Consider the following 23805-nt stretch of genomic DNA (forward strand, 5'->3'; position numbering starts at 1 on the left):
GTACACGAGGCCCAAGGCTTGAATTTCCGACAGACTTATCGCCCGGATCACGGCCGCAAGGCCGGGACCGGCGAGTGAGAGAGAAGCTTCCGCGCGGCGCCCTGCGTTGGAGCGCCCGGAAGCGTGACGGGAGACAGACCCGCATGCTCGACACCGAGCCCAACGACACGCCTGAGACATCAGGTACTTCCGGGGTGGTAAACCCCGGTACCGACAACGACAGCAGTACGAAGGACGACACGGCCACGACGTCGGCACCCCGCCGCCGTCGGCGCGCCGCCAGCCGTCCGGCAGGACCGCCGAGCGTGCCCTCTCCCGAGGCCGCGCCGGTTCCGGCTGCCGTGACGCCCGAGGCGCCCGCGCCCGCCGGCGAGGCCGACGAGGAGGAGCCGGAGGTCGACGAGACCGCACCGGTCGACGCCGCGCCGGAACCCGAGCCGGAGCCCGAGCCCGAGGCGCCGCGACGGACGCGGCGTACCCGCAAGCGGGTGACCGCGCCGGTGACCGACACGGCCGCGATCGCGGCCGCGCCGACGGAGGCGGTCGAGGCCGCGCCGGCGGAGGTCTCCGCCGAGGCCGCCGCGCCGGCCGAGGAGGAGGCGCCGCGTCGGGTCCGGCGGACCCGCAAGCGGGCCGCCGTCGCGCCCGAGGCGGCCCCGGAGGAGGTCGCGCCCGAGCCTGTCGCCGAAACCGCGCAAGCCGCGCAGGCCGAGGCCGAGGAGGCGCCGCGGCGGACCCGGCGTACCCGCAAGCGTGCGGTGCCGGCCGTCGAGGAGGCCGAGGCGACGCCCGTCGCCGAGGTCGCGCCGGTGGTCGAGGCCGAGCCCGAGGCAGCCGCCGAGCCGGTGGCCCCGTCGTCCCGGCGCAAGACGCCGCCGCCGGTCTTCCAGCCGCTGTTCCAGGCCCCGCAGGCGGCGGTCTTCGCGGCGCCGCAGCGTGCCGCCGAACCGGTCGCCGCGCCGGCCGAGAGCACCGCCCCGGCCGAGCCGGAGACCACGCCCGAGGAGCCGCGCAGCCGGCGTCGCCGACGCCGCGCGCTGCCGGTGGACGAGGTGCACGGCGCGGCCGAGGCCGAGCCGCAGGACTCGCGCTACCAGGACGAGCAGGAGCGGCACCCGGGCCGCGCGGTCGCCACGGCCGAGCCGGTCGAGCCGACCGAGGAACCCGAGGGCGCCGAGGCGCACGAGACGCACGAGGACGAGACCGACGGCGACCGCCCGACCCGTCGCCGCCGGCGCGGTGGCCGACGCCGCCGCGGTCGCGGTGACGACGGCGCCGAGGACCACGGCTCCGACGAGGACGACGAGCACCGCATCGAGGGCGTCGGCGACGGCCCCGACGAGGACGCCGACCCCGACGACCCGGGCGACGCCGGCGCGACCACCAGCAGCCGTCGTCGCCGGCGGCGCCGTCGTCGCGACGGGGCCGCCGACGAGCCCGCCGCCGAGCCGCAGGACGATCCCGAGCGCACCGTGGTCAAGGTCCGCGAGCCGCGCAAGCGCGACGTGCTCGCCGACAGCCCCACCGACGAGGTGCAGGGCGTCAAGGGCTCGACCCGTCTGGAGGCCAAGAAGCAGCGCCGCCGCGAGGGGCGCGAGCAGGGCCGCCGCCGGGTGCCGATCATCACCGAATCGGAGTTCCTGGCCCGCCGCGAGGCGGTCGAGCGGGTCATGGTCGTGCGCCAGAACGGCGACCGCACCCAGATCGGCGTGCTCGAGGACGACGTGCTCGTCGAGCACTACGTGAGCCGCAGCCAGGACACCCAGTCCGCCTACGTCGGCAACGTCTACCTGGGCAAGGTCCAGAACGTGCTGCCGTCGATGGAGGCCGCGTTCGTCGACATCGGCAAGGGCCGCAACGCGGTGCTGTACGCCGGTGAGGTCAACTTCGAGGCGGCGGGCTTCAGCGGTCCGCGCCGGATCGAGGCCGTGCTCAAGCCCGGCCAGTCGGTCCTGGTCCAGGTCACCAAGGACCCGATCGGCCACAAGGGCGCCCGGCTGACCAGCCAGGTCTCGCTGCCCGGTCGCTACCTGGTGTACGTGCCCGAGGGCACCATGACCGGGATCAGCCGCAAGCTCCCGGACACCGAGCGGGCCCGGCTGAAGACCATCCTCAAGAAGATCGTGCCGGAGAACGCGGGCGTCATCGTGCGCACCGCCGCCGAGGGCGCGACCGAGGAGGACCTGACCCGCGACGTGACGCGGCTCCAGGCCCAGTGGGAGGACATCAAGAAGAAGTCCAAGATGATCACGACCAGTTCGCCCTCGCTGCTGTACGGCGAGCCGGACATGACGGTCCGGGTCATCCGCGACATCTTCAACGAGGACTTCTCCAAGCTGATCGTCTCGGGCGACGAGGCGTGGGGCGTCATCCACGAGTACGTCGGCCACGTGGCCCCCGACCTGGCCCCGCGCCTGTCGCGGTGGACCAGCGAGGTGGACGTCTTCGCGACGTACCGCATCGACGAGCAGCTGATGAAGGCGCTGGACCGCAAGGTCTGGCTGCCCAGCGGCGGCTCGCTGGTGATCGACCGCACCGAGGCGATGGTCGTGGTCGACGTCAACACCGGGAAGTTCACCGGTCAGGGCGGCAACCTCGAGGAGACCGTCACCCGCAACAACCTGGAGGCGGCCGAGGAGATCGTCCGCCAGCTCCGGCTGCGCGACCTCGGCGGAATCATCGTCGTCGACTTCATCGACATGGTCCTGGAGGCCAACCGCGATCTGGTCCTGCGCCGGCTGATGGAGTGCCTGGGCCGGGACCGGACCAAGCACCAGGTCGCCGAGGTGACCTCGCTCGGACTGGTCCAGATGACCCGCAAGCGGGTCGGCCAGGGTCTGCTCGAAGCCTTCTCGGAGAACTGCGAGCGGTGCAACGGGCGCGGCGTGATCGTGCACATGGACGCGCCGGAGACCAAGGGCCACGGCAACGGCGGACACACCCACGGCGGCAACGGCGCGGCGAGCGGTGGTGGGCGGCGCAAGCGCAACAAGGGCCACGCCGACCGCAACGGAAGCGGGCCGATCACCGAGATCGTCGAGACCGACGAGTCGGTCGAGCGGGACGTGCCGGAGTTCGACGAGGTCGTCGAGGTGCCCGCGGTCGCCGAGGCGTTCGAGGACGTCGAGATCGTCGAGGTCGCGGAGCCGGCCGAGGTCGTCGACGCCGACGAGGTCGTCGAGGCGGAGATCGTGCCGGAGCCGGTGGCGCCGGTCGAGGTCGTCGAGACCCCGGTGGCGGAGGCCCCAGAGGCCGAGCCCGCGGTGATCGAGGGCGCGGAGGTACCGGCCGAACCGGTCGCGGCGGCCGAGCAGGCCGACGAGACCGAGGAGGCCCCCGCGCCGGCCAAGCGGGTGCGCAAGGCCGCCGCCAAGAAGACGGCCGCCAAGAAGACCGCGGCCAAGACCACGGCGGCGAAGAAGACCGCCGCCAAGGCGCCCCGGAAGTCGGCCAAGAAGGTCGCCGCCGAGGCGGCCGAGGCCGAGGCGACGGAGTCGGCCGTGCCCGAGGTCGCACCCGAGGCGGCGCCCGAGGCCGCACCGGCGGCGCCCGCCAAGGCGCGGAAGGCGACCAAGCGGGCCACGAAGACCGCGGCCACCGCCGAGCCGGCGACCGAGGCTCCGGCCGAGGCCGAGCCCGCCAAGCCGGCCAAGGCCGCCGCCAAGCCGCGCAAGACGTCGCGGCGCGCGACCCGGCCCGCCGGCCCGCCGGAGGGTGCCGTGGACGGCGCCGAGCCGGTATCGGCGGCGAGCGGAAGCTGAGCTGTACCGGGTCCGCTCCGGGGTGGTATCCCCGGGGCGGACCCGTTTGGCCTTCGGCCCCGGGCATCCTGTAACCTTTGCCCTTGGTGTGCTTAGGCACAGGCTCCTGAGCAACCACCCTCCGGATCGTAAGTTCGGAGGAGGCCCCCGATTTCTGTTCGGTGTGGCTGGCTTCAGGGGCTCGGACCCTGCAGAGAGAGAGATCCACGGTGTACGCGATCGTTCGCGCCGGTGGCAGGCAGCACAAGGTTGCCATCGGTGACGTCGTCCAGGTCGACCGCATTCGCGGTGCGGCGGGCACGGCAGTTGAGCTCCAGGCCATTCTCGTCGTAGACGGTGAAGCCGTGACGAGTGACCCGTGGGTCCTCGCGGGTGTGAAGGTGACGGCCGAGGTCGTCGACCACACCAAGGGCAAGAAGATCGACATTCTGAAGTACAAGAACAAGACCGGTTACCGCAAGCGCATGGGTCACCGTCAGCAGCACACCCAGCTGAAGATCACCGGCATCAACTCCGGGAAGTAGGGAGCAGCGACATGGCACACAAGAAGGGTGCATCCTCCACCCGGAACGGCCGTGACTCGAACGCGCAGCGCCTCGGCGTCAAGCGCTTCGGCGGCCAGGTCGTCAACGCCGGCGAGATCATCGTCCGCCAGCGCGGCACCCACTTCCACCCCGGCACCAACGTCGGTCGCGGTGGCGACGACACGCTGTTCGCGCTGTCGGCCGGCGCCGTGCAGTTCGGCACCGCGCGCGGTCGCCGCGTGGTGAACATCGTCCCGGCGGAATAATCACGCCGCGGCATTCGCTTCGACACCCGAGGGCGGACCCTATTCGGTCCGCCCTCGGGTGTTTGTCCACAGTGTTCGCTCCCCACTCGGGAGCCGAGGAGGAATCCACGTGACGACCTTCGTCGACCGCGTCGTGCTGCACGTCGCGGCGGGTAACGGGGGCCACGGCGTGGCCTCCGTGCACCGCGAGAAGTTCAAGCCGCTCGGCGGCCCCGACGGGGGCAACGGCGGTCGCGGCGGCGATGTCACGCTGGTCGTCGACGCCAACACCACCACGCTGCTCGAATACCACCACCACCCGCACCGCAAGGCCACCAACGGCAAGCCCGGCGCCGGCGCCAACCGCACCGGCCCCAACGGCAACGACGTGATCCTGCCCGTGCCGGACGGCACCGTGGTCAAGCGGCTGCTCCCCAACGGCGACGAGGAATTCGTCGAGGACCTGGTCGGCAACGGCGCCAGCTACGTGATCGCCCAGGGCGGGCGCGGCGGCCTCGGCAACGCCGCGCTGGCCTCGCCGCGCCGCAAGGCCCCCGGCTTCGCGCTGCTCGGCGAACCCGGCGAGGCCGGCGACTTCGTCCTGGAGCTGAAGACCGTCGCCGACGTCGCGCTCGTGGGCTTCCCCAGCGCCGGCAAGTCGTCGCTGATCGCCACGCTCAGCGCCGCGCGGCCGAAGATCGCCGACTACCCGTTCACCACCCTCGTGCCGAACCTGGGCGTGGTCACCGCCGGCGACGTCGTCTACACCGTCGCCGACGTACCCGGCCTGATCCCCGGCGCGAGCGAGGGCAAGGGCCTGGGCCTGGAGTTCCTGCGGCACGTGGAGCGTTGCAAGGCGCTGGTCCACGTCCTGGACTGCGCGACGCTGGAGCCCGGCCGCGACCCGATCACCGACCTGGACACCATCGAGGCCGAACTCGCCGCCTACGGCGGCCTGGAGGACCGGCCCCGGATGGTCGCGCTGAACAAGGTCGACGTGCCCGACGGCAGCGACCTGGCCGACCTGGTCAAGGCCGAGTTGGAGGCGCGCGGGCTCCAGGTGTTCCCGGTCTCCGCGGTCAGCCGCGCGGGGCTGCGCGAGTTGTCCTTCGCGATGGCCGCCCAGGTACAGAGCGCCCGTGACGCGGCGCCCGCACCGGAGGCCACCCGCATCGTGCTGCGCCCGACCGCGGTCGACGACAGCGGCTTCACCGTCACCCGGCGCGACGAGGCGTTCATCGTGCGCGGCGCCAAGCCCGAACGCTGGGTGCGCCAGACCGACTTCAGCAACGACGAGGCGGTGGGCTACCTGGCCGACCGGCTCGCCCGGCTCGGGGTCGAGGAGGCCCTGTGGTCGGCGGGGGCCGTTCCCGGCGCCGAGGTGGTCATCGGCGACGACGTCACCGGTGTGGTCTTCGACTGGGAGCCGACCGTCGCGGCCGGCGCCGAGATGCTGGGTCGACGCGGTGAGGACCACCGCCTGCAGACGCACCGCCCGGCGGTGGATCGGCGCCGCGAGCGTGAGGCGATCGAGACGCAGTACGAGGAGTTCGACCCGTTCTCGGACGACTCCTGACGCACGCCGTAGTCCGATGGCTTTCCCCCGACGGCGCGGTCCGGTGGATTCCCGCCGGCGCGCGGTCCGGGTGACCTTCTCGAATTTCCCGACCGGAAAGCGGGGCCTGAAGTGCACAGTGGGGTCGACGCGGCGCGCGAGGACGTGACCTCGGCGCGCCGCATCGTGGTCAAGGTCGGTTCGTCCTCGTTGACGACCGCGCAGGGTGGCCTGGACCCGGATCGGGTCGACGTCCTGGTGGACGTGATAGCGGCCAAGCGGGCCGAGGGGATCGAGGTCGTCCTGGTCTCCTCCGGTGCGATCGCCGCCGGCCTCGCGCCGCTGGGCCTGGCCCGCCGACCACGCGACCTCGCCACCCAGCAGGCCGCCGCGAGTGTGGGCCAGGGGCTGCTCGTGGCCCGCTATACCGCCTCGTTCGCCCGCTACGGCCTGCGGGTGGGCCAGGTGCTGCTCACCGTCGACGACGTCACCCGCCGCGCGCACTACCGCAACGCGTACAACACGCTGGACAAGCTGCTTGCGATGGGCGCGGTGCCGGTGGTCAACGAGAACGACACGGTGGCCACGGAGGAGATCCGCTTCGGCGACAACGACCGGCTCGCGGCCCTGGTCGCGCACGTCGTGCATGCCGATCTGCTGGTCCTGCTGTCGGATGTGGACGGGCTGTACGACGGCGACCCGGCGAAGCCGACGTCCTCGCGGGTTCCGTTCGTGAGCGGTCCGGCCGATCTCGAAGGCATCGAGATCGGCAAGGCCGGCAAGTCCGGGGTCGGCACGGGCGGGATGGTCACCAAGGTCGAGGCGGCGGGCATCGCCACCTCGGCGGGCATCCCCGTGGTGCTCACCGCGACCCGCTTCGCGTCCGACGCACTGGCCGGCAAGGACACCGGAACCCTCTTCCACCGCACCGGAGTTCGCACCGCCGACCGGCTCCTGTGGCTGGCCCACGCGAGCACCGCGCGCGGCCGGCTCGCGCTCGATCCCGGCGCCGTGCGGGCCGTGGTGGAGCGGCGCAGTTCGCTGCTGCCGGCCGGAATCACCGGTGTCCAGGGCGGTTTCGTCGCCGGCGATCCGGTGGACCTGGTTGACGAAAACGGTCACATCGTGGCCCGCGGGCTGGTCAACTTTGATGCGAAGGAACTGCCGGGCCTGCTCGGGCGATCCACGCGGGAGTTGGCCCGGGAGCTGGGTCCGGCCTACGAGCGCGAGGTCGTCCACCGCGACGACCTGGTGCTGCTGCGCCGCTGAGCGACGACCACCGAAGATCAGCAGCTCGCCGACGGGAGGCCGGCCGTGCCGGAGCGTGGGGACCGCCCCTGGGGACAGCCGACGACGCCGGCGCGGACCGAACCCGACGGCGCGGGCCGAATGTGGCACATCACGCTGACCCTGGCCGGCCCACCGGGCGACCCCGAGGACGTGCGGCGAGCGCTGGAACGCCTCGCCCACGAACACCCGTTCCTGCTCGCCGGCCGCTACGCCGCCGACCACGCCGAGGTGCGCTATTGGGAGGAGGCCCCCAACCTCCACGACGCCGCCGCGATCGCACTGCGCCTGTGGGGCGAACACCGCCGGAGCGCGGATCTGCCCCCGTGGGAGCTGATCGGCCTGGAGGTCGTCGACCGCCCCACCTACCAAAAACGCGCCGCCGCCCCGGCCCCCCTCCCGATCCAACCGGGCCGCGTACAACCGTTCTGAGCGTCGGTACGACACGCGCCGGGCGCGGCGGCTACGGCACCGTTGCCATGCGGGCGCAGGTGGTGGGTGGGGTGGGGTGGAAGGGGTCGATCCGTTCGGGCTGGGGTGGGGCGTCGGCCGGGGTGGGGCCGGTGAAGGTGGGGTGGAACCAGGTGGCGTTGTCCGGGGTGCAGGGCTGGGGGCCGGCCACGGTCAGGATGCGGCGGACCTGGAGGAGGCCGTCGTGCAACATCGGCGCATCGGTGTGGAAGTCCCAGACACGGTGCACCACGAAGCGGGTCCAGCCGGGGCCGCCGACTTGGGCGACGGCGTAGACGAGCACCACGTCGGCGGAGACCACGAGGTCGCGCTGCGCGTGCTCGGCGGCGGTGATCGTGCCGGTCGCGCGGGGTGCCGCGTCCAGGACCCGGATGGCCGCCGGGTCGAAGCGGGTGATCCAGCCGGTGGGCGCCGATACGTCGTCGTCGCGGGGGGCGACCAGGGCCGCGCCGAGTTGGTCGCGCTGTTCGCGGCGCAGCAGGGGCAGCGCCGCCCACGGCCGGCCGCCCGCCAGGACGGTCGGGTCGAGTTGGGTGCCGACCACGAACTCGCGGACCAGGTCGAGGGCTTGGCCGACCTGGCCGGCGGAGTAGTGGGCCGTTTCGCGGCGTTCGCCGACAACGATCCCGGCGACGCCCTGGGCCCAGCCCGCGGCCGGTCCGCCGGCCATCGGGTCGGCGGGCAGCGGGCCCGTCGCGTAGTCCGCGGGCGGGGTCAGCGAGACCCGTTGCAGGACGGCGGGGCCGACCTCCAGGTGCGATCCGGCGGTGCCGGCCCGCCGGGCGCCGAGGAAGGTCGCACCGCCGATCACCAGCAGGACGAGCAGCGCACCCGCCACGCCGCGCAGCGTGCGCAGCCGGACGCCGAGCACCCGGCGCCGGCGGTGCGGTCGTTTGCCCGAGTGCAGCCGCTCCCGCGCGGAGGGCTCGTGCAGGTCCGCCGCACGGACGAAAGTCGCGTCGAATACGACGGCGCTGTACTCGTCCTCGCCGTCGGGCCCACCCCTGTTCGGGCCTTCGGGGGGTATTCCCCGTCCGGACATGGAATCAGCTTAAGTCGCGTGCGAGCGGGTGGATATGCACCCGGGCGCGGGGTTTGGGTCGGGTCTGCGGCGAGGTCGTGAACGGGGCCGTGCCTCCCGGAAGCGGCGGCGAGGACGCGAGCGGGGCGTGCCTTCCGGACCGGGTCCCCGGCTCCGCACGGCCCCGCCCCTTCTCAGCCGGGTCCCGAACGTGCCACCGCCGCCTGGGACGGTGCCGCCGTACCGCCGGCCGCGCCCGAATCCCCCGGCGCGACGGTTATTCGCACCTGGGAGGTGTCCTGGCCGGGCGGCGCCGGCACGGGGTTGTTGTCGGTCGTCGCGCTGCGACCGGTGCCCACCGACGGTTGCCGGGGCGCGGTCGGTCCCTGCGAGGATCCGCTGCGGTAGACGGCGGTGACCGCCATCGCCACCACGCCGACCCCCATCAGCAGGGCCAGCACCCAGGCCACGCCGCGCCGCCAGCGTGTGGTGCGCGCGGCCTTGGCCCACGGCTCGCCCGCGAACCAGGCCGGCACGTGCGGCAACATCGGCTCGGTGTCGTGTCCGGGTACGGTCCGGGCCCGCCACGGGTCCTCGCCGTCGGGTGGATACGTCCCGTCGTCGAACCAGTCGGAGCGGTCGGCCTGTTCGGCCGTCCGGTCGGTCCGCTCGGGCGCGGCCGCGGTGGGGGTGGGCGCAGCGTCGATCGCCGCGCCACGCTCGTTCGCCGAGGGTTCGTGTACGCGGGCCGCGCGCACGAAGGACTCGTCGAAGACGACGGAGGAGAGCTCGTCCTCCGAGAACTCGGGAAAGTCTGGGCCGTCCGGGAACTCTGGCCCTGGTGAATCGGGCACTCCTAGACAGTATTACCGCAGGCACTCCGATGGATACCGATTCAAGGCACCGGTCTGGCGCCCTTCGCCGCGCCGCTCCGGGACCCGGCTCGGCGCGCCGGGCCCGGACGGGTGGTTCCGGAGTCGATCAGGAGCGCACGTGGCCGTCGCCGGTGACCACGTACTTCGTGCTGGTCAGCTCGGGCAGCCCCATCGGGCCGCGCGCGTGCAGCTTCTGCGTGGAGATGCCGATCTCCGCGCCGAAGCCGAACTGGCCGCCGTCGGTGAACCGGGTCGAGGCGTTGACCATCACGGCCGTCGAGTCGACCAGGGCCACGAACTCGCGGGCCGCGGCCTGCGAGGTGGTGACGATCGCCTCGGTGTGGCCGGAGGAGTGCCGGCGGATGTGCGCGACCGCGTCGTGCAGCGAGGGCACCACGGCGGCGGCGATGTCGTAGGACAGGTATTCGGTGTCCCAGTCGGCGTCGGTGGCGGGCACCACGTCGGCCGAGTAGGTCTGTACCGCGGCGTCGCCGTGTACGGTCACGCCCGCGTCCTTCAGGGCCGCGAGCGCGAGCGGTACGAAGGCGTCGGCCACGTCGCGGTGCACGAGCAGCGTCTCCGCCGAGTTGCACACGCTGACCCGGTGCGCCTTGGAGTTGACCAGGATGTTCACGGCCATCTCCAGGTCGGTCTGCGCGTCGATGTAGACGTGGCAGTTGCCCACGCCGGTCTCGATCACCGGCACGGTCGAGCCCTCGACCACGGTGCGGATCAGGCTCGCCCCGCCGCGCGGGATCAGTACGTCGACCAGGCCGCGCGCGGTCATCAGCTCCTTCACCGAGTCGTGCGTCTCGCCCGGCACCAGCTGGATGGCGTCGGCGGGCAGGCCGGCCGCGACGACCGCGTCGCGCATCACCGCGACGATGGCGGTGTTCGAGCGGTAGGCGGACGAGGAGCCGCGGAGCAGCACCGCGTTGCCCGACTTCAGGCACAGCGCGGCGCCGTCGACGGTGACGTTGGGGCGGGCCTCGTAGATGATCCCGACCACGCCGAGCGGCACCCGCACCTGGCGCAGCTCCAGGCCGTTGGGCAGGGTCGAGCCGCGCAGCACCTCGCCGACCGGGTCGGGCAGGCCGACCACGTCGCGTACGTCGGAGGCGATCGCGGCGATCCGCTCGTCGGTCAGGGTGAGCCGGTCGATCATCGCCTCGCCGGTGCCGTTGGCCCGGGCGCGCTCCACGTCCTCGGTGTTGGCCGCGACGATCTCCGCCGAGCGGGCCACGAGCGCGTCGGCGAGCGCGAGCAGCGCGTCGTCCTTGACCCGCCGGGTCAGTGGCGCGAGGACGGCGGCGGCCTCCCGGGCGCGACGGGCGGTGTCGAGGACTGCGGACGCTGCGCTGCTGGTCATGCCCGCAAGCCTACCTAGCCCGGTCGGTGATCAACACGACGATTTCAGCGGGCGAGACGCTTCCGCCCGGCGGGTGGGCCGGACACAATGACGCCTCCACCCTTCACCGAGGCGAGGAGCCATCCGTGACCGCTGTCCAGGCCCGCCGGCACGGCATCGCCGACCTGCTCACGCGTACCGCCGCCCGGCTGCCGGACCGGCTCGCCGTGGTGGACGGCGAGCTGCGGCAGACCTTCGCCCAACTCGACGACACGGTCTCGCGCGCCGCCGGGGCACTGGCAGCACGCGGAGTCGGCAAGGGCGACCGGGTGGTGCTGCTCGCCCGCAACTCGCACGGCTTCGTGGTGGCCTACTTCGCACTGGCCCGGCTCGGCGCGATCTCGGTCCCGGTGAACTTCATGCTCACCGCGCCCGAGGTCGGCTACGTCCTGGAGCACGCGGGCGCGATCGCGGTGCTGGCCGGCCCCGAGCTGACCGCCACCGCCGACGCCGCCCTGGCCGGCCGCGAGGCGCTGCGCGTGGTACTCGGCCCGGCGGTTTCGGGGTGGGAGCCGTTCGCCGAGCTGATCGCCGAGGGCGGCCCGGTGCCGGATGTGGCGCTCCTCGACGACGACCCGGTCCAGATCATGTACACCTCGGGCACCGAGTCCCGCCCCAAGGGCGCGGTGATGACCAGCCGCAACCTGATCGCCCAGTACGCGACCGCGATCATCGACGGCGGGATGGCCGCCGACGACGTGGAGATCCACGCCCTGCCGCTCTACCACTGCGCGCAGCTGCACTGCTTCCTCACCCCGGACGTGTACCTCGGCGCGACGTCGATCATCCTGCCCGCGCCGGACCCGGCCACGCTGCTCGCCACGATCGAGCGCGAGGGGGTGAGCAAGCTGTTCTGCCCGCCGACGGTGTGGATCGCGCTGCTGCGCCACCCCGATTTCGACACGCGGGACCTGTCGGGGCTGCGCAAGGGCTACTACGGCGCGGCGGCGATGCCGGTCGAGGTGCTGGGCGAACTGCGGCGGCGGTTGCCGCGGTTGCGGCTGTACAACTTCTACGGCCAGACCGAGATGTCGCCGGTGGCCACCATCCTGGGCCCGGACGACCAGGAGCGGAAGGCGGGTTCGGCGGGCCGCGCGGGGCTCAACGTACAAACCGCCGTCGTCGACGACGAGGACCGCCCGGTGCCGGCCGGCGAGGTGGGCGAGATCGTGCACCGCGGCCCCCACACGATGCTCGGTTACTGGAACGACCCGGACCGCACCGCCGAGGCCTTCCGCAACGGCTGGTTCCACAGCGGCGACCTCGGCGTACTGGACGCGGAGGGCTACCTCACGGTGGTCGACCGCAAGAAGGACATGGTCAAGACCGGCGGCGAAAACGTGGCCGGCCGCGAGGTCGAGGAGGCCATCCACGCCCACCCGGCGGTAGCGGAGGCGGCGGTCTTCGGCGTCCCCCACCCGTACTGGATCGAGGCGGTCACGGCGGTGGTCGTCCCGCGGCCGGGCGAGCGGATCACGGAGGAGGAGGTCGTCGAACACTGCAAAACCCGCCTGGCGGGCTTCAAGGTCCCCAAGTATGTGGTGATCGCCGAGTCGCTCCCGAAGAACCCCAGCGGCAAAATCCTCAAACGCCAACTCCGGGACCAGCACGTGAAGTTGGCCGCCGAATAACACCCGAAGGCCCCCCGAAAGCCCGGGACCACCATGCCCCGGGGCCAAGCAACCGGCCCAGCGGGCGCTCGACGCCACCTCGGCGGAGAGAGTTGCGTCCCCGTTCTGGTGCGGAGCGCCGGCCTTTCAGCCGTACCAGCGCTGTTTGCGGGTACGTAGCTTCCAGGGCCTGCGCTTGTCGCTGGCAACGAAGAGGTACTCGTCGCACGCTCGGAAGGAACGGCCGAAAAGGCCGAGGAAGAACCGCCCGAAAATCCACGCCCGCTCCGACTGACTCTTCAGTGCGTCCGCGCGGACGTAGCCACCGTACCCGCGACGTGCCCGCAGGATGACCGTGCGCTCTCCGCCGGTGTAATGGACGACCTCTGAGCCGCGTCCCGAGATCCGGCGATCGAACGTGCGGATCCCCTCGATGGGAACCGCGGAGACCTCCCACGGGCCCTCGCCTGCAACGGTGACCAGTTCGAGCCGTCCACTGGTTCCCAGGATCTGATCCCGGTCGTATTCGCCGGTGCGGGCCGTGGGTCTCGACACGACCGACTGCCATCGATGGCGCCTCTGCACCCAGCGCTCGGCCTGCCAGTATGTGTCGGCCCGAAGTAAGGCCACCGGCCCCTGGTAGCACAGCACCTCCGTGCCCCGGCCGGCCAGGACCCCGGACTCGTGCAGGGCCCTGGTGCCGTACGGGGGGCATCATCCGCACCTCCCACTCGCTGTCCGGCGCCAGGATGTCGATCACGACCCGCTCACCCCACTCCGCGGGGAACACGAACTGTGTACGCGGAGTGTCCGGATCCAGCCGCCGCGGCTGCGTGGTGTGATCCTCGATCCAGATCTCGCGCCCGTCCTCGTCGGTCGTGGACTTGAACTGCGGGACGCTCACCCGCACCCCCGGACCCGACACCAGGCCGATCTCGAACACCACGGGATCGTCCCCTCCCGGCCGCCTCAGGATCATCACCCGCGTCCCCGAGCCACGTTGCACGAACGTTTCCCCGGTGGCCGAGGTCGGGATCAGATGCGGTCCCGGCGCGCTCGACTCGACCGTGATCGACCACCTGTCGGCGGTCTCGACCACTACGAACTGCGCCCCGGCAAGGGGTATTTGCTGTGATGCGGCACTCGGCTCGCTCCATTGTTCGGCCCGCTCGTCCGGGCCACCCGGGTACAGCAGCACCGTGCAACCGCCCTGGCGCGCCGTGGCGTCGACCGTCGCCACGGCACCGGGCCCGGTGTACCGCAACACCTGCGGCCCCAAGCCCTCGATCGACTCGTCGAACTCCCGCGCCGAGGCGGGATCCCGCAGGCGCAGCGACCACTTTCCCGGCGTCATCACCCTCAGCCGCTCCACCGCCGCCGGTCCGGTGTCGAAGACCAGAACGCTGCCCTCGGACGCTGCGATCGGCGCCTCGTATAAACGCCGCCCACCGGCCGATCCGGCATCGGCGAGCGCCCACAGTGTCAGATGTTCGCCGGGCTCCTTCGAGATCTCCAGCATCGCCGCCGCCCCGGGCCGGGGAAAGATCACATCGACGTCGCCCGCGCCCATCCCGTGACACGTGTACGGCGTGTTGTCGTCATAGTCGTCGAATCCGCTCATGATCGGACTGTTCCATGCGGACCCGTGCCTCGTCCGACCGGTTCACAACTTCTCGGCGCCCGGCTTGTGAACAGTCGCGGTCGAAGGGCCGAGCACGAGCCGGACGCGGCGTCGACGAACGGCGGGTTTCCGGCGCCCGGCCCGAGTCGGAGGCTGCCGAGATCAGGGCGCTTCGGACCACTACGGGGTTCCCTGGCCGGGAATAATGCGTGGAACGTGACCCGGGTCGCGGGTTAGCGTCGCTGGACAATGCGAACGTTTCCCGTCGCCGACCCCGGCGATCCCGATATCCGGTCGGCGGGCCGCTACCTGCTCTGGCTCGCCGCTCGCACCCGGCGGACGATTGTCATGGGCATCGTCTGGGCGTCGGTGTGGATGGTGGCCCAGGCCCTCATGCCCGCCGCCGTCGGCCGGGCGATCGACGCTGTCGAGGCGCGGGACGAGGGGCGGCTGTACGCCTGGTCCGGCGTGTTGCTCGGGATCGCCGTGCTGATCGGCTTCACGGGCATCATGCGCCACCGCAACGCCGTCGCCAACTTCCTCGACTCGGCCTTTCGTACCATCCAGCTCGTCACCCGGCACGCCGCCCGGCTCGGTGCGGTGCTGCAACGCCGGATCGCCTCCGGCGAGGTGGTCGGCGTCGGCACCTCCGACGTGGACGCGATCGGCTCGACCCTGGACATCACCGCGCGCGGCTGCGCCTCGGTGGTCACGCTCGCCGTGGTCGCCGTCGTGCTGTTGCAGATGTCGGTACCGCTCGGGTTGCTGGTCCTGATCGGTGTGCCGCTGCTGATGGGTCTGGTCTCGCTGCTGCTGCGGCCGCTGCACCGGCGCCAGAACGCCTACCGCGAACTGCAGTCCGGGCTGGCCGATCGGGCCGTCGACATCGCGTCCGGGCTGCGCGTGCTGCGCGGCATCGGCGGTGAGCGCAGCTTCGGGGCCCGCTACCGGCGCGAATCGCAGGAGTTGCGGGTGGCGGGCGTACGCACCGCCAAAATCGAATCGATGTTGGAGGCCGCGCAGTTCCTGGTGCCCGGCTTCTTCGTCGCGTTCGGTACGTGGCTGGCCGCCCGGTTCGCCCTGGACGGCCGCCTGACGGTCGGTCAGATGGTGTCCTTCTACGGCTACGCGGCGTTCCTGACCGTCCCGCTCTCCACCCTCACCGAGTTCGCCGACCGCGTCGTCCGCGGCCACGTCGCGGCCCGCCGCGTGGTGCGCGTGCTCGGCCTCGCGCCGGGCGTCGAGGACCGCCCCGACCCGCTCGCCTGGCCGGCGCCCGGCGACCTGGTGGACCGGCGCTCCGGCCTGGTGGTCCGGCCCGGCGTGCAACTCGGCATCGCCTGCGAGGACCCGCAGGACGCGCCCGCGCTGGCCGATCGGCTCGGCCGCTACGAGGACGCCGACGTCTTCTACCACGACGTGCCGCTGGCCGACCTCGCGGTGGCCGACGTGCGCGAGCGGATCCTGGTCGCGCACCACGACGCCGGGCTGTTCTCCGGGCCGCTGCGCCGCGAACTGACCCCAGGCGGCGGAGGCGGGGGCGGCGTCGACCTCGACGAGGCGGTCGAGGTGGCCTGCGCCGCGGACGTGATCGACGCGCTGGACGAGGGCCTGGACACCGAGATCGCGGCCCGCGGCCGGGAGTTCTCCGGCGGCCAGGTACAACGCCTGCGCCTGGTACGGGTGTTGGTCGCCGACCCGCAGACGCTGGTGCTCATCGAGCCGACCAGCGCGGTGGACGCGCACACCGAGGCCCGGATCGCCGGCCGGCTCGCCGCGCACCGGCGCGGGCGTACCACGGTGGTCGCCACCACCAGCCCGCTCGTCCTGGACACCATGGACGAGGTCGCCTACGTCCAGGACGGCAAGGTCATGGCGGTCGGACCGCACCGCGAACTACTCGCGAACGAACCGGGATACGCGGCACTGGTCACCCGTGTCGACGACGACGAGGAGGGGAACGCGTGAGTGTGCGCCGCCTGTTGCCGGTGGCCCCGGCCGCCGAGGTCGGCCGGCACGCCGTACGGCTGCTGCGCGAGCGGCAGCGCGACCTGATCCTGACCGTGCTGTTCTACGCACTCGCCGCAGTGGCCGGACTGGTCGCGCCGCGCCTGCTCGGCGTATTGATCGAGAAGGTCCGCGACGACGCCCCGACCCGGACGATCGACCTGCTCGGCCTGGGCATCGCCGGCGCGCTGCTGCTCCAGGCGCTGATCGTGCGTCAGGCGGCGGTGGCCGCGGCGCGGCTCGGCGAGGGCCTGCTCGCGCAGGTCCGCGAGGAGTTCGTGGAGCGCATCCTGGACCTGCCGCTGTCCACCGTCGAGCGGGCCGGCTCCGGCGACCTGCTCGGCCGGGCGAATCGCGACGTGGCGGCGATGTCCCGCTCGGCCCGCCGCGCGGTGCCCTCGGTCCTTGTCGCGGCCGTGACGATCGTGCTGACCTTCACCGGGCTGCTGCTGCTCAACCCGCTGCTGGCGCTGCCACTGCTGATCACGGTGCCGCTGCTGATCCCGGTCACCTGGTGGTACCTGCGCCGGGCGCCCGCGGGCTATCTGCGCGAGAACGCCGCCTGGGCGCAGGTGACCGACTCGCTCGCGGAGACGGTCGAGGGCGCGCGTACGGTCGAGGCGCTGCGGCTCGCCGATCGGCGTCGGCGGCGCGGTGACGACGACGTCGGCAAGGCGTACGCGGCCGAGCGCTACACACTGTGGCTGCGCACCATCTGGTACCCGACGGTCGACTTCGGCTACATGTTGCCGGTGGTGGCGACCACGGCCTTCGGCGGCTGGGCGTATCTGCACGGCTGGGCCACGCTGGGCGAGGTGGCGACCGCGGTGTTGTACGTGCAGTTGATCATCGGACCGATGGACGAACTGCTCAACTGGCTGGACGAGGTGCAGATCTCGGCGGCCTCGCTGGCCCGACTCCTGGGCGTGGCCGACGTGCCGTCCGACCGCGAACCCACCGACGCCAAGCCGGTGGACGAGACGCTGACCGTGCGCGATGTGCGGTTCGCGTACGACTCGGGGCGCGAGGTGCTGCACGGCATCGACCTGACCGTGCGACCGGGTGAGCGGATCGCGATGGTGGGGCCGAGCGGGGCCGGAAAGTCCACGCTGGGCCGGCTGTTGGCCGGGGTCAACGGGCCGACGTCGGGCAGGGTGGAGGTGGGCGGGGTACCGCTGGTCGGCCTGCCGCTCGACGAACTGCGCGGCCGGGTCGCGCTGGTGACCCAGGAACACCACGTGTTCCGGGGCACGTTGCGGGACAACCTGTTGCTGGCGCGCGAGGACGCCGACGACGACGCGGTGTTGGCGGCGTTGCGCGCGGTCGACGCGGACTGGGTGGCCGGGCTACCCGCCGGGGTGGATACCGAAGTCGGGCCCAAGGGCTACGAGTTGACGGCACCTCAGGCGCAACAGCTGGCGCTGGCCCGGTTGGTGCTGGCCGACCCGCACACGCTGGTGCTGGACGAGGCGACGTCGCTGATCGACCCTCGGGCGGCCCGGCACCTGGAGCGGTCGTTGGGCGCGGTGATCGAGGGCCGAACGGTGATCGCGATCGCACACCGCCTGTACACGGCACACGACGCGGACCGGGTCGCGGTGATCGAGGACGGCCGCATCACGGAGCTGGGCAGCCACCGGGAGCTGATCGCGGCCGACGGGGCGTACGCGGCGCTGTGGCGGTCCTGGCACGGGTGAGCGAGCGCGGCTCACCCGTGGTCGGGGCCTTCCCGTTGCGTCAGAGGATCCAGGAGTCGCCAGCCGGGCCATCCAGCCACACCACGTTGGCCCGCGACGTGACCGTAAGCCCATACCGCCCCATGCCCGGTCGGCCATTCGACAACCAAGAAGCCATCACCGCTTCGACGTTGCTTCCCAACGGCCGAGTTCCGCCCTCGTACAGCCTGCCCGTGCCTGCGGCGTCGGCCTCCACGACCGCCCACGACCCATCCGGGTGGAGGAACCAGCGCCCCGTCACCTCACGCGCGGCGGAGTAGCGAAGGCGAATCGTGCCCGGGAGGGCAAGCTGCGCCGCCCACAGGAAAGCCGGATCGTCAAGCACGTCGGCAGCAACCCGAGTAGCACGCCCGCTCGCCGCCGCCCTGCCGGCAATCGCCGCCCGCATCATGGGCCCGATCTCCGGCGGCGAACTCTCACGTGAGGGCATAAAGGACACACCGGAGTCAACGAACCGCCCTTCGGCACGCCCATCCTCGACCATGCGCAACTTGACGTACCCGTAGGCACCCAGCGCCCCGGTGAGCGAGAGCACAAGTACAGCGTCGTGATCCGCCTGCGCCAACCAGGCCGGCGGCACGGCGTCCGGCGAGTAGGTGGCAATGATGCGCTGATACGGCGCCCGCTCCGGATGCCCGAGCGCACCATCGCCCACCACCAGGGCAGGACGAAAGCCCAAAGTCCCCAGCCGCTTGGCGTCGACCGCAGAAAGGCCCGCATCGTACTCAACGCTCGTCACGCGCCGATCGCCGAGCCGAGCGCAAAGCAGTGCCGTCGAGTACCCCGTACCCGTTCCCACCTCAAGAACGTTGTGCCCGTCCTGAACATCGAGGTCTTCCAGCATCCGCACCACAGTGGAGGGAAGCGTGGACGAACTGGTGGGCGTGCCCGTGACCGGCACACCATCAGTCGGCAGCGTCGCCCCGTAGTCGAGCTGGGTCACCCACGTCCTGTTCGCATACGCCAGGCGCAACCACTCTTCGGGCGATGCCTCGTGGCTCACCGCCCGGTACGTCGTAACACCGCGCTCGTCCGGCACATCCGCAAAGAAGGTCGGCACAAACGCGTGTCGCGGTACGGCCCGAAGCGCCTTCCGCCACGCCTCCGTACGCAGCGAACCATCCTGTTCCAGCTCCTGGACCAGGCTTTCGCGCAGCAACCGCGCGCGGACTTCCATCAGCGCGGCAGTATCGGTCATACCGTGTCGCCCTTCTCCAAGAGGTCGGCAATGGCGCGCGAAATAGGCATGCCGGTCTTGTGTTCGATCCACGACCACTGGCCGTTCGGGTTCACCTCAAGAAAACGCCATTCCCCGTCCGGGGTCACGATGAAGTCGAAGGCCCCGAAGACGAGCCCGAAGTGCGCCATGAATGCCATCACGCGTCGACGCACATCCTTCGGCACCACGGCGGGCTGGTAGCTGAGGCTCGAATAGTCCGCACGCCAATCGACCTTCGCGGCCTCCGAGCCGGCATGGATCTCCACGGCGAAGAACCTGTCGCCCACCACGGTCACCCGCACCTCGTGGCGCTTGTCGACCCACTCCTGGAAGAGATGGGCGCAGAGGGCAATCGAGTCGTCGAACTCGGCAGGATCAACGACGACCGTATGGACGGCCGCCCCGAGACTCTTCGTGATGACGGGTCCGGCAACCTCCTTGGCGAACTCGCGCGCCGCCGCGCAGTCGTTGGTCACCAGCGTGCGAGGCGGACGGAGTCCCAAGCGCCTGGCAACGGCGAGTTGCAGGGGCTTGCGGTTCGCTTCGAGGTCGCGTGCGGGGTGGTTGATCCACAGGCTGGGGATTGCGCCGACGACCCCGAGGAATCCCGCCCGCGACTGGGCGGCGGCGAACCGCCGGCCGGCCTCGGAGACGCCGTCGGGCATACGGAACTCCTCGGGCCTGCGGAAGTACACAGACCGCACAGCGGCCAGGTCGAGACGTCGGACCCCGTCGTCGAGACTCCCTGCCCAGCCACTCGCAAGTGTCGCCGAGAGGGTGAGATCGGTCGGGAACTCGGCGGTGTCACAGCGAAATACGGGAACGCCTCGGTGATTGAGGTGATCGACGACCAGGTCTGCGGTGGGATCGAGCCGGTTCGTGAGGACCAGCACCGTCCCGCCCGAGTGTTCCGCCATTAGGCGCTCGCTCCCTACCAGAGGTCCGTGCCCTCGTCGTTGCGGCTGTCGGAGTTGGTGGCGCTGCTCGTGTCGTTGGGCGCGCTGAACGCCCACGGATTACCGTCTGCGGCTACCGCGATCTGCAACTCCCGGTCATAGGTCACGCCCGCGTTGTCGATCGGCGCGCTGGTCTGGCCGGCGGCATACCGCATGCCGAACGGCTCGCACACGGTGCTCGTCGACGTCACATCGCCGGCTCCTTCCCGTTTGGGGGCATCAGGTGCCGGCACGTGCGCCGGTGTTGTCGTGGACCTCTGCATCGACATTCCTCTCTGGTGGTTGTTCCTGTGGGATCGGGATTCGGTGAACCTCGTGCTCCCATCGGACCCATGGCATCGCCTGGCCGGGAGGCTGGACGATCACGGATCGGCCGGGCGGGAAGACGTCGACCGCGATGACCTTGCCGTCGGGTTGCGTGCCGCGCTCACCGTCCGCATTGATCCGCACCCAATCGCCGACTGCAAGTGGGCCGACCTGCGGAGCCAGTGGCGGCCCCGGTCCGTCGACTCGTTCACATCTGCGGACCACCGCCGGAAGCAACTCGGCCCCGCCGGAGCCGCTTGCGCCCGCGAACGTGCGGGGCGCGCTACCACGCGCCGGGGCGGGACCGGCGAGTCGATCGCGCACGTCCATCGGGTCCCCTGGCCTCTCTCTGGTCGGGGTGCAGCACGAGTTGGTCGCCGGACACCACGAATCGGAACGGCGCCACCCACCAACCGCGCACCCGGTAGTGGACCCCATCCGGCCGCTCGATCACGTCCAACACCCGGCAACGCGGCACCTGTTGATGGACCGGCTCGGGGTCGTCGCCCACGAAGGTCCGCGCCCACCCGCCACGCGCGACCACGTATTGCCCGCGCCCGAACCGGACTCCCGTCCCGCCCTCGGCCATCGCCCACCTCAACCGGGACGGCACTGCTCGGCCTCCGCCGAACCCGCACTTCGCCCTGCGAAACGATCGCGCACCGTGGCAACCACCGTGACGCGTCGCCCAGTTCGTAGTCCACAGCGGGCTTGACGTCCTCGCGTTCACCATTCGGGAGGAGCCGGTAAACGCTCAACGTCATCCTGCTCCTGCCCTCGAGCACGCCCATGGATCACTCCTACGGATGAAGTGCCGATCCCACCGCCCTCGGTGGCGTCACGATCAGTCAACGGCCACGCACGGGTTGTCGCTACCCTGGTGGGGATCGCAGGCGGTTTAACGGGTTTAACCCGGGATTCAGGGAGTCATGGCAACCGCACGCACGCCGAACACAGACCTCATGGACGTAATCGCCCAATCCGGCTGGACTTACGAAAGACTCGCGCGGGCGATCCGCGCGATTGCGGCAGAGAACGGCGAGCTTCTACACACCAACAAGTCCGCCGTTGCGCACTGGACGACTGGTGTCCAGCCCGGCATCCGAACTCGGCGATACCTTGCCGAGGCGCTGTCGAGGCGCATGGGTCGGACTGTCACGTTGGTCGAGATCGGCCTGGCGCAGGCCGACGATTCACACCTGCTCACCGTCGATCCGATTACGGCGGCCATAGACCTCGGCCGGGCAGGCATGCGGCGGGAAAGTTTCCTCAGTTCAGCGGCTTTTACGGTCGGCTCGATCGCAGCACCACTGTCGTACGATCATGAATCCGTATCGCGGATGTTGCGTGCCCGGCGGCCGGGTGCTGCTATCGGCGCCGAAGAGATCGCTACCGTTCGCCACGTCACGGCCGCATTCGGCGCAGCAGACGAACGTCACGGCGGGGGCCATGGCCTGACTACGGTCATGGCGTATCTTGCCGACACCGCCGCCCCGTTGTTGTCCGGGCGTTTCCCATCTGAAGCAGTACGCCGAGACGCTTTCGGCGCCGTTGCCGAACTCGCTTATCTCGCAGGCTGGAAATTCCATGACCTCGGGAGTGAGGGAGCGGCTCAGCGCTACTATCTCACGGCGTTTCAACTCGCCTATGAAGCGGACCCGTTCGGACACAGCGCGTGGATGCTTCGCGTCCTGGCACATCAAGCGCTCCACCTCAAGCGCGCCGACCACTGTCTGGAGTTGACTGCCGAAGCGTTGCAACGCGCATCAGGGCGGGTCGACGGAGGTATGCAGGCCGTCTTGTACGTGACACGCGCACGTGCCTGCGCAGCTTCCGGCCGACCTGCCGAGGCCGCACGGGCGCTCCTAGACGCGGCCGACGCCGTAGCCCGCACAGATGAGCAGACTCCGTCCTATGCGACGGCTACCGGCCCGGCCTCGGGCACAGTGGCCAGCCAAACGGCGAGGACGCTCAAGGATCTTGGGGATCACGTCAACACGGAACGGCATTACCGAGCTGCTCTGTCCGAGCGTGACCCCGGGGCATTTCGGCGTATTCACGCCCTTACCTTCGTCGATCTCGGCACCTCGCTCGCTTCGCAGGCACGCGCGGATGAAGCCGTGGCCACTTGGGGTGAGGCAATGAATCACCTTGGGGGTGTCGCATCGTCCCGGCACCGTGAGGCGGTTGCAACCATGCGGCGTACTCTCACCACCTACAAACGGCGACGTGTACCGGGCGCGGCCGACCTCGACCAACGTGCGCGGGGTCTGCTTGCCACCTGACCGGTTCGACGCCGGCGCCGAGAGGAAGGAATGACCGCGTGTCCGATGGGGTCCGTGGTGATGAGCGGCTGATGGTCATGCTTGCTGTTTCCGTCATCGTTCATGATCAGACGAACGGGCGGGTCGTCCTGTTGCGGCGGGGTGAGAACAAGGCGTTCGCACCTGGCATGTGGAGCCTGCCGAGTGGCAAAGGGGCGCCGGGAGAACCGATTACGCACACGGCTGTTCGTGAACTCCATGAGGAGACTGGGGTAAAGGTCGCGCCGGAGGCACTGCGACTTGTGCATGTGACGCATAGCGCGCACAGTCCGGATGCGCCGGAGGGGTTTGTCGTGCTGGTGTTCGCCGCCAGGGAGTGGGACGGCGAGCCTGTCAATGCGGAGCCCGGCAAGCACTCGGCTGTGGCCTGGGTCGACACCGACGACCTGCCGAGCGAGTTCGTGCCGTCGACTCGGTATGCGTTGCAGCGGTACCTCGCCGGTGAATACCCCGAGGTCGCTGTCGACGGGTGGGACGACGTATAGCACCGCCCGGCGGGGCGGTCAGGGGAGTTGGCAGGGTTGGCCTGTTTGCAGGTTCGTCGTGGCAGCCACTATGACGGCGTTGAGTCTGGTTCGGGCCGTGGTCAGGGCGGTGATTCGGGTGTCTATGTGGTCGCGTTCTGCTGCGAGGCGGGTCAGGAGTTCCGGGGTGGCCTCGCCGTTGACGACACACGGCAACAGGGCGGCGATCGACTTGCTGGGGATGCCGGCGGCGTAGAGCTGTTGGATGAGTAGGACGCGGTCTGTCGCGCTGTCCGGGTATTGGCGTTGGCCGCTGGGGGTGCGGTCCGAGGTGAGCAGGTTTTGTTCCTCGTAGTAGCGCAGCGCTCGGACGCTGACGCCTGTGCTCGTGGCCAGTTCGCCGATGCGCATTGCG

20 protein-coding genes are annotated in these 23805 nt (G+C 71.1%); 12 read left to right on the forward strand and 8 right to left on the reverse strand.

All coding sequences use genetic code 11. The annotated features are described in order from the left end of the window. Positions 1-143 precede the first annotated feature (143 nt). From ACWGR4_RS12635 to ACWGR4_RS12660, 6 genes are all read left to right on the forward strand, one after another. The gene (locus ACWGR4_RS12635) at positions 144-3761 is read left to right on the forward strand and encodes an Rne/Rng family ribonuclease (RefSeq protein WP_452128370.1); all 3618 of its coding nucleotides are present in this window, start codon (positions 144-146) and stop codon (positions 3759-3761) included. Between the two features lie 209 nt (positions 3762-3970). Further along, the gene (rplU, locus tag ACWGR4_RS12640) at positions 3971-4285 is read left to right on the forward strand and encodes a 50S ribosomal protein L21 (protein ID WP_078977259.1); all 315 of its coding nucleotides are present in this window, start codon (positions 3971-3973) and stop codon (positions 4283-4285) included. An 11-nt stretch (positions 4286-4296) separates the two neighbouring features. Then, positions 4297-4551, forward strand: a complete 255-nt coding sequence (gene rpmA / locus ACWGR4_RS12645) for a 50S ribosomal protein L27 (protein WP_020550744.1) — start codon at positions 4297-4299, stop codon at positions 4549-4551. Positions 4552-4660: 109 nt separating this feature from the next. After that, positions 4661-6106 (forward strand): GTPase ObgE, encoded by a 1446-nt coding sequence (gene obgE / locus ACWGR4_RS12650; protein WP_380002957.1) that lies wholly within the window; start codon positions 4661-4663, stop codon positions 6104-6106. Positions 6107-6250: 144 nt separating this feature from the next. After that, positions 6251-7354, forward strand: coding sequence for a glutamate 5-kinase (proB, locus tag ACWGR4_RS12655; protein ID WP_380003153.1), 1104 nt, complete (start codon positions 6251-6253; stop codon positions 7352-7354). Positions 7355-7399: 45 nt separating this feature from the next. Continuing rightward, complete coding sequence (locus tag ACWGR4_RS12660) at positions 7400-7804, forward strand: hypothetical protein (protein ID WP_380002956.1); 405 nt, start codon at positions 7400-7402, stop codon at positions 7802-7804. Positions 7805-7835: 31 nt separating this feature from the next. Here the strand turns inward: ACWGR4_RS12660 and ACWGR4_RS12665 are convergent, their stop codons facing one another. From ACWGR4_RS12665 to ACWGR4_RS12675, 3 genes are all read right to left on the reverse strand, one after another. Further along, on the reverse strand, positions 7836-8885 hold the full coding sequence (locus ACWGR4_RS12665; RefSeq protein ID WP_452128369.1) for an SCO2583 family membrane protein: 1050 nt from the start codon (positions 8883-8885) through the stop codon (positions 7836-7838). 173 nt (positions 8886-9058) lie between these two features. Further along, positions 9059-9718 carry an SCO2584 family spore wall biosynthesis protein gene (locus ACWGR4_RS12670; RefSeq protein ID WP_380002954.1) on the reverse strand — a complete coding sequence of 220 codons (660 nt, stop codon included), beginning with the start codon at positions 9716-9718 and terminating at the stop codon, positions 9059-9061. 127 nt (positions 9719-9845) lie between these two features. After that, positions 9846-11108 (reverse strand): glutamate-5-semialdehyde dehydrogenase, encoded by a 1263-nt coding sequence (locus ACWGR4_RS12675; protein ID WP_452128368.1) that lies wholly within the window; start codon positions 11106-11108, stop codon positions 9846-9848. A 125-nt stretch (positions 11109-11233) separates the two neighbouring features. On the opposite strand from ACWGR4_RS12675, the gene ACWGR4_RS12680 reads away from it, so the two are divergent. Continuing rightward, positions 11234-12778, forward strand: a complete 1545-nt coding sequence (locus tag ACWGR4_RS12680) for a fatty acyl-CoA synthetase (protein WP_452128367.1) — start codon at positions 11234-11236, stop codon at positions 12776-12778. 126 nt (positions 12779-12904) lie between these two features. Here the strand turns inward: ACWGR4_RS12680 and ACWGR4_RS12685 are convergent, their stop codons facing one another. Continuing rightward, entirely contained in the window at positions 12905-13408 is a 504-nt protein-coding gene (locus ACWGR4_RS12685) for a hypothetical protein (RefSeq protein WP_452128366.1), read from the reverse strand. Positions 13409-13776: 368 nt separating this feature from the next. Here ACWGR4_RS12685 and ACWGR4_RS12690 point away from each other — a divergent pair, with 368 nt between their 5' ends. The 3 genes from ACWGR4_RS12690 (at position 13777) to ACWGR4_RS12700 (ending at position 18082) form a co-directional block, all read left to right on the forward strand. Continuing rightward, positions 13777-14334 (forward strand): hypothetical protein, encoded by a 558-nt coding sequence (locus ACWGR4_RS12690; protein ID WP_452128365.1) that lies wholly within the window; start codon positions 13777-13779, stop codon positions 14332-14334. 293 nt (positions 14335-14627) lie between these two features. Further along, positions 14628-16346: an ABC transporter transmembrane domain-containing protein gene (locus ACWGR4_RS12695; protein ID WP_380002950.1), complete on the forward strand. Its 1719-nt coding sequence runs from the start codon at positions 14628-14630 to the stop codon at positions 16344-16346. Next, the gene (locus tag ACWGR4_RS12700) at positions 16343-18082 is read left to right on the forward strand and encodes an ABC transporter ATP-binding protein (RefSeq protein WP_452128364.1); all 1740 of its coding nucleotides are present in this window, start codon (positions 16343-16345) and stop codon (positions 18080-18082) included. The genes ACWGR4_RS12695 and ACWGR4_RS12700 overlap by 4 nt, the downstream gene beginning before the upstream one ends. 40 nt (positions 18083-18122) lie before the next feature. On the opposite strand, the gene ACWGR4_RS12705 is transcribed toward ACWGR4_RS12700, so the two are convergent. From ACWGR4_RS12705 to tgmA, 3 genes are read right to left on the reverse strand one after another with little or no spacing between them, the layout of a single operon-like run. After that, the gene (locus tag ACWGR4_RS12705; protein WP_452128363.1) at positions 18123-19319 is read right to left on the reverse strand and encodes an ATP-grasp peptide maturase system methyltransferase; all 1197 of its coding nucleotides are present in this window, start codon (positions 19317-19319) and stop codon (positions 18123-18125) included. Then, positions 19316-20257, reverse strand: coding sequence for an ATP-grasp ribosomal peptide maturase (gene tgmB, locus ACWGR4_RS12710; protein WP_452128362.1), 942 nt, complete (start codon positions 20255-20257; stop codon positions 19316-19318). The genes ACWGR4_RS12705 and tgmB overlap by 4 nt, the downstream gene beginning before the upstream one ends. A 14-nt stretch (positions 20258-20271) precedes the next feature. Then, on the reverse strand, positions 20272-20487 hold the full coding sequence (gene tgmA, locus ACWGR4_RS12715; protein ID WP_452128361.1) for a putative ATP-grasp-modified RiPP: 216 nt from the start codon (positions 20485-20487) through the stop codon (positions 20272-20274). Positions 20488-21531: 1044 nt separating this feature from the next. Here tgmA and ACWGR4_RS12720 point away from each other — a divergent pair. Together ACWGR4_RS12720 and ACWGR4_RS12725 are read left to right on the forward strand one after the other, a co-directional pair. Beyond that, the gene (locus tag ACWGR4_RS12720) at positions 21532-22887 is read left to right on the forward strand and encodes a tetratricopeptide repeat protein (protein WP_452128360.1); all 1356 of its coding nucleotides are present in this window, start codon (positions 21532-21534) and stop codon (positions 22885-22887) included. 38 nt (positions 22888-22925) lie between these two features. Next, positions 22926-23411, forward strand: a complete 486-nt coding sequence (locus tag ACWGR4_RS12725) for an NUDIX domain-containing protein (RefSeq protein ID WP_452128359.1) — start codon at positions 22926-22928, stop codon at positions 23409-23411. Positions 23412-23429: 18 nt separating this feature from the next. On the opposite strand, the gene ACWGR4_RS12730 is transcribed toward ACWGR4_RS12725, so the two are convergent. Then, positions 23430-23801 carry a MerR family transcriptional regulator gene (locus ACWGR4_RS12730; protein ID WP_452128358.1) on the reverse strand — a complete coding sequence of 124 codons (372 nt, stop codon included), beginning with the start codon at positions 23799-23801 and terminating at the stop codon, positions 23430-23432. Positions 23802-23805 lie beyond the last annotated feature (4 nt).

It is taken from the genome of Embleya sp. NPDC055664 (assembly GCF_053618075.1).